Raw genomic sequence first — 5996 nt, forward strand, 5'->3', positions numbered from 1 at the left:
GTCCGGCTCAGCCCCGTTGCCCGGGCCCGAGGACGGTGAGTCCGACCTGCTCGGCGAGCCAGTGCGCGTAGGGCTCCCGCCTCTCGCGGCCGTCCACTCGGGCACTGCGTACGTGGACGAGGACGGTGTGGTCGTCGGCGGGCTCGTCCAGGTCGCGGGTGCGGGTGTTGAGCAGGAGCGTCACCTCGGCGTGCTTGGACTCGCCGTGGAAGCCCAGCCGGGGCGCGTCCGGCCAGTCCAGGCCGCTCCAGTTGATCTCGCCCGCGTTCGGGCCGATCGCCGCGGTGAAGGCGTCCTCGACGGAGCCGACCGGCAGGTCGTACAGCTCCAACTCCACCGGCAGCCGGCCTTCGTACGCGGAGGGGTCGTCCGGCAGTCCGGCTCCTTGGACGCCGAGCACCAGCGGGGGCTGGTCCTCCCACGGCACCCCGTCGAACTCCCCGTACTCCTCCTGCCCACGGAACCACGCCCGGGGCAGCTCCCCCGCCACCCGTCGCACCTCGGCGACGGAACGCAGCTCGGCGCCCACGGTGACCGTGGAGTCCGCGCGGCGGCCGAACTCCATGAGACGGCGGGCGGTGCTCAGGGCGAGCACGGGGTCGGGGGAGCGGAAGACGGGATAGGCGACGTCGTTGGACATGCGGTGACTGTGCCACGGCCCGTCGTCACAGGGCACCGCGATTTCGGCCCCGTCCGTGCGCGGACGTCCGGTCGCGGGGGCGGCCCCGGGGCGGCCCTGGGCCGCCCCGGGGTGACCGTTCCCCGGGGCCGGCGCGAGGCCATGCCCCGGGGAACGCCTCCTAGTGGGCCGTGGCGGTCAGGGCGTCGAGCTGGTCGAGGAACCACTTGGCCGGCGGGGTGGCCGTGGCCGCGGCGACGAGCCGCTTGGTGCGGTCCGCGCGCTCACCCGGCGGCATCGTCAGCCCCTCGTGCAGCGCCCGCGCCGTCGCGTTCACGTCGTAGGGGTGGACGGTGATCGCGTCGTCGCCCATCTCCTCGTGCGCCCCCGCCTCCCGCGACAGCACCAGCGCGCAGCCGTTCTCGGCGAGGACCGGCACCTCCTTGGCGACCAGGTTCATGCCGTCCCGGATCGGGTTCACCAGCGCCACGTCGGCCAGCCGGTACGCGGCCAGCGACCGCGCGAAGTCGTCCTTGAGGTTCAGCACCACCGGCGTCCAGTACGGCGTGCCGTACTCCGCGTTGATCTCGGCGGCGACCCGCGCCACCTCCGCCGTGTAGTCGCGGTAGACGGCGAGGTCCTGGCGCGAGGGGTAGGCGAAGGCGACGTGCACGACCCGGTCGCACCACTCGGGGTGGTCGTCGAGCAGCTGCCGGAAGGCGTGCAGGCCGCGGACGATGTTCTTGGACAGCTCGGTGCGGTCGACCCGCACGATCGTCTTCCGGAGGTTGCCGTCCGGGTCGTCGCCGATCTCCGCGCGGAGCTCGGCCACGCGCTGGTCGACGTCCTCCCGGCCGGCCCGCTCCCGCAGGAATTCGGCGTCGGCGCCCAGTCCGTGCACGCCGATCCGGGTGTCGCCCGTACCGCCCACGACCGCGTCGCAGCAGGCGGTGAAGGCGTCGGCCCAGCGCCGGGTGAGGAAGCCCAGGCGGTCGGCGCCGAGCATGCCGCGCAGGACGGACTCCGCGACGTCGTCGGGGAGCAGTCGGAAGTACTCCGGCGGGGCCCACGGGGTGTGCGAGAAGTGGCCGATGCGCAGGTCGGGGCGGAGCTCGCGGAGCATGCCGGGGGCCAGCGTCAGGTGGTAGTCCTGGATCAGCACCGCCGCGCCCTCGGCGGCCTCCTCGGCCAGCGCCTCGGCGAACGAGTGGTTGAACTCCTGGTAGGCGGCCCACTGGAGCCGGAACTCGCTGTCGAAAACAGGTTCGAGCGGCGTCTGGTACAGCATGTGGTGCACGAACCAGAGCACCGAGTTGGCGATGCCGTTGTACGCGGCGTGGTGCGTCTCGGCGGAGATGTCGAGCATCTTCACGCCCGGCTCGCCCACCCCGCGCCGGACCGCCTCGCGGTCGCCGTCGCTCAGGGCCGAGCAGACCCACAGGGCGCCGGCGTCCGGCCCGATCGCGGAGAGCCCGGAGACCATGCCCCCGCCGCCGCGGCGGGAGACCAGCGAGCCGTCCTCGGCGACCGAGTACGAGACGGGGCCGCGGTTGGAGGCGACCAGTACCTGAGCAGATCTTTCGGCGGAACCCATACGCGTCACCTAGCCCGGAGGGGAAAAGTCCAAACGTGCGCGGGGCCGGCGGCGGCGTCCCGCCGGGGACGGGGCGCTGCGCCGGACGGGTGACATCAGGCCACCTCGCGTGACCGGTACTCCAGGATCTCCGCCATCGGCGGCCGCTCGAGGGTGTCGACCGCGTGGGTGCGCGGCGCGAAGCCCTCCTCGGTGCGCTCGAACTGGGTGATCAGCGGCCGGACCATCTGGCCGCGCGCCAGCCGCAGCTGGGCGGTGCGGTAGATGGTGGCGGCCATCCGGCCCAGGGCCTGGCTGTCCTGGTTGCGGTGCTTGCGGACGCCGACGTCGACCTGGGCGAGGGCGTCCAGGCCCACCGTGTGCAGGGAGTCGATCAGCATGGCCAGTTCGACGCCGTAGCCCACCGGGAACGGCAGTCTCTCCAGCAGCGAGCGGCGGGCCGCGTACTCGCCGCCCAGCGGCTGCACGAAGCCGGCCAGCTGGGGCCAGTGCAGGTTGATCAGCGGGCGCGCCATCAGCTCGGTGACGCGGCCGCCCTGGCCGGCCTCGGTGCCGAGCGGACGGTCGTACATGGCCTTGACCAGCGAGATCCCGGGATCGGTGAGCAGCGGTCCGACCGTGCCGGTGACGAAGTCGGAGGAGAAGTCCCGCAGGTCCGCGTCGATGAAGCAGACGATGTCGCCGCTGGTCGCCAGCAGCGAGCGCCACAGCACCTCTCCCTTGCCGCGGACGGCGGGGACGCGGGGCAGGATGTGGTCCCGGTGCACCACCTTGGCGCCCGCCGCGGCGGCCACCTCCGAGGTGCGGTCCGAGGACGCGGAGTCGACGACCACGAGCTCGTCGACGAGCGGGACCTGCTCGACCAGGTCCCGGCGGATCGTGGCCACGATGTCGCCGACCGTGGCCTCCTCGTTGAGCGCGGGCAGCACGACGGAGACCTTCGTGCCGCTCAGGCGCTTGGCGGCGAGTATCTGGTGGAGCGGGCGATCGGCCACATGCCAGGAGCGTGTGCCCAGCCAGCTTTCGACTTCTTCCAGCACAGTCACCGGCTCCTCACTGTGTCCACCGCCTGCCTCGCGGCGGGCGGTCCGTCTCGCGTTCCGGACGACTCTCTCAACTGTCCTGGCCTTCGGTTACAGTCTTGAACATCACCAGTGACCACCGCATGTCGGGGGTCGAGTCGCTCGACTGGTGGATACGAGTCCCCTCGCGGGACACGACTCAAAACAACTGCAGAACAACAGAAGAACGCTCATCCAGAGGGGCAGAGGGATACGGCCCGATGAAGCCCCGGCAACCCTCCAGCCGCGCCCGCGTCACGCGAGGCCCCGGCTAGGGAAGGTGCCAAATCCGTCTCACGGCGAAGACGCCGCTGAGGAAGATGAGGAGAAAGGGCCTCGCCACTCATGGCTGTACAGACTGTCACGACCGATTCCGTGTCCGCGACGACCTCCGCCGCCTCCGTCGATCTCGGCCCCGCCACCGCGCTCTCCTGTCGCGAATGCGGCCACCGCGTACCGCTCGGTCCGGTCTTCGCCTGCGAGGAGTGTTTCGGGCCGCTCGAGATCGCCTACGACTTCTCCTCCTACGAGGCCGAGGAACTCCGCCGCCGCATCGAGGCCGGCCCCAGCAACATCTGGCGTTACGCCCCGCTGCTGCCCGTCCCGGCGGACGTCGCCGACAAGCCGAACCTGAACCCGGGCTGGACCAAGCTGGTCAAGGCCGACAACCTGGCCCGTGAGCTGGGCGTCACCGGCGGTCTCTACGTCAAGGACGACTCCGGCAACCCGACGCACTCCTTCAAGGACCGCGTGGTCGCCCAGGCCCTGGAGGCCGCCCGCGCCTTCGGCTTCACCACCCTCTCCTGCTCCTCCACCGGCAACCTGGCCGGCGCGGTCGGCGCGGCCGCCGCCCGGGCCGGCTTCCGCTCGTGCGTGTTCATCCCGCACGACCTGGAGCAGGGCAAGGTCGTCATGGCCGCGGTCTACGGCGGCGAGCTGGTCGGCATCGACGGCAACTACGACGACGTGAACCGCTTCTGCTCCGAGCTGATCGGCGACCCGGCCGGTGAGGGCTGGGGCTTCGTCAACGTCAACCTGCGCCCCTACTACGGCGAGGGCTCCAAGACGCTCGCGTACGAGATCTGCGAGCAGCTCGGCTGGCGGCTGCCGGACCAGCTGGTGATCCCGATCGCCTCCGGCTCGCAGTTCACGAAGATCGACAAGGGTCTGAAGGAGCTGATCCAGCTCGGCCTGGTCGAGGACAAGCCGTACCGGCTCTTCGGCGCCCAGGCGAACGGCTGCTCGCCGGTCTCCGTCGCCTACAAGGCCGGTCACGACGTGGTCCGCCCGCAGAAGCCGGACACCATCGCCAAGTCGCTGGCCATCGGCAACCCGGCCGACGGCCCGTACGTCCTGGACATCGCCCGTCGCACGGGCGGCGCGGTGGAGGACGTCACCGACGAGGAGGTCGTGGCCGGCATCCGGCTGCTGGCCCGCACCGAGGGCATCTTCGCCGAGACGGCGGGCGGTGTGACGGTCGGCGTGACCCGCAAGCTGATCGAGAACGGCCTGCTGGACCCGTCGCTCACCACGGTCGTCCTCAACACCGGCGACGGCCTGAAGACGCTGGACGCGGTGGCCGACCAGGGTCTGACCGCCACCATCCGTCCCAGCCTCGAGTCCTTCCGTGAGGCCGGTCTCGCCTGACCTCCCCCTCGCCCGTCCCGTAACCCGCCTCACCGTGACCGGAGGTCAAATCCCATGAGCGTGTCCGTTCGCATCCCGACCATCCTGCGCACCTACACCGGTGGCCAGGCCGAGGTGAGCGCCGAGGGCGCGAACCTGGGAGAGGTCATCGCGGACCTGGAGAAGAACCACACCGGCATCGCCGCCCGCGTGCTGGACGACCAGGGCAAGCTGCGGCGCTTCGTCAACGTCTACGTCAACGACGACGACGTGCGGTTCGAGCAGGGCCTGGAGACGGCCACGCCCGACGGCGGCAGCGTTTCGATCATTCCCGCCGTGGCCGGCGGCGCCTGATCCCCCCTCGCTTCCCGCGCATTTCCGGTCGCCCTCTCCGGTTCATGTCGGCGTCACATACCGCCGACATCCGGAGGGGGCGATTCTGCATGATTGGGCGCGGTACAGTTGGGGTACTCCGCGCCGAACTCGGGCCGGGTGCCGATGAGTTCCTGCCTCTCGCACGACAAGATGCAGCCAAACTGCGCGGGTTGTTTGCGCGGTTCGTTCCATCTGTCCGCCCTGACTTGACCTGAATTCCGGCGATTTCTCACCATATTCCTGGCCTGCTGTTCCCAGAATTGTCGCCCGATTGACCTGTTGCAGAGGGCAGTTGGGCAGATACATTCGGCCGCGGTCGACGCGTTCCGGCGCACGCCCGTCGCCTCGGCGGCGGGTGAGGTCTGACCCGGATCCGCGAAGTGCGGGTCTGTGCAAGGGCCAGTAATAGGGGAGTTAGGCATGGCTCAGGGCACCGTCAAGTGGTTCAACGCGGAGAAGGGGTACGGCTTCATCGCGGTCGACGGTGGTGCGGACGTCTTCGTGCACTACAGCGCGATCCAGATGGACGGCTACCGCACCCTCGAGGAAGGCCAGCGGGTCGAGTTCGAGATCTCGCAGGGCCAGAAGGGGCCGCAGGCGGACATGGTCCGGCTGGCCGGCTGAACGCAGCGACCAACATCCTGACGTGACATCGGGCCCGCGGCCCCCCTGCAGGGGCCGCGGGCCCTTTGCCGTCCCGCACCGTTCGCCCCCGCCCGCG

6 protein-coding genes and 1 riboswitch are annotated in these 5996 nt (G+C 70.8%); of the genes, 3 read left to right on the forward strand and 3 right to left on the reverse strand.

Features of this window, described 5'->3' with window-relative positions; genetic code table 11:
- Positions 1 to 7 precede the first annotated feature (7 nt).
- From HW445_RS15970 to HW445_RS15980, 3 genes are all read right to left on the reverse strand, one after another.
- The gene (locus HW445_RS15970; protein WP_180221684.1) at positions 8 to 640 is read right to left on the reverse strand and encodes a hypothetical protein; all 633 of its coding nucleotides are present in this window, start codon (positions 638 to 640) and stop codon (positions 8 to 10) included.
- Between the two features lie 160 nt (positions 641 to 800).
- Positions 801 to 2213: a trehalose-6-phosphate synthase gene (locus HW445_RS15975; protein ID WP_180221685.1), complete on the reverse strand. Its 1413-nt coding sequence runs from the start codon at positions 2211 to 2213 to the stop codon at positions 801 to 803.
- Between the two features lie 95 nt (positions 2214 to 2308).
- Positions 2309 to 3253, reverse strand: coding sequence for a glucosyl-3-phosphoglycerate synthase (locus HW445_RS15980; RefSeq protein WP_180221686.1), 945 nt, complete (start codon positions 3251 to 3253; stop codon positions 2309 to 2311).
- Positions 3254 to 3462: 209 nt separating this feature from the next.
- Positions 3463 to 3601, forward strand: a riboswitch (SAM riboswitch).
- Positions 3602 to 3619: 18 nt separating this feature from the next.
- Here HW445_RS15980 and thrC point away from each other — a divergent pair.
- From thrC to HW445_RS15995, 3 genes are all read left to right on the forward strand, one after another.
- Positions 3620 to 4921 (forward strand): threonine synthase, encoded by a 1302-nt coding sequence (gene thrC / locus HW445_RS15985; RefSeq protein ID WP_180221687.1) that lies wholly within the window; start codon positions 3620 to 3622, stop codon positions 4919 to 4921.
- A gap of 54 nt (positions 4922 to 4975) precedes the next feature.
- A complete protein-coding gene (locus HW445_RS15990) occupies positions 4976 to 5254 on the forward strand; it encodes a MoaD/ThiS family protein (RefSeq protein WP_151774324.1) in 279 nt (92 codons plus the stop codon).
- Positions 5255 to 5695: 441 nt separating this feature from the next.
- Positions 5696 to 5899, forward strand: a complete 204-nt coding sequence (locus HW445_RS15995) for a cold-shock protein (protein WP_009339379.1) — start codon at positions 5696 to 5698, stop codon at positions 5897 to 5899.
- Positions 5900 to 5996 lie beyond the last annotated feature (97 nt).

Source organism: Streptomyces sp. UH6 (genome assembly GCF_013421635.1).
Lineage (GTDB): Bacteria > Actinomycetota > Actinomycetes > Streptomycetales > Streptomycetaceae > Streptomyces > Streptomyces abyssomicinicus.

Coding starts and splice junctions, on each gene's coding strand:
- thrC (WP_180221687.1), top strand. CDS start 3,620: ATGGCTGTACAGACTGTCACGACCGATTCCGTGTCCGCGACGACCTCC.
- HW445_RS15990 (WP_151774324.1), top strand. CDS start 4,976: ATGAGCGTGTCCGTTCGCATCCCGACCATCCTGCGCACCTACACCGGT.
- HW445_RS15970 (WP_180221684.1), bottom strand. CDS start 640: ATGTCCAACGACGTCGCCTATCCCGTCTTCCGCTCCCCCGACCCCGTG.
- HW445_RS15975 (WP_180221685.1), bottom strand. CDS start 2,213: ATGGGTTCCGCCGAAAGATCTGCTCAGGTACTGGTCGCCTCCAACCGC.
- HW445_RS15995 (WP_009339379.1), top strand. CDS start 5,696: ATGGCTCAGGGCACCGTCAAGTGGTTCAACGCGGAGAAGGGGTACGGC.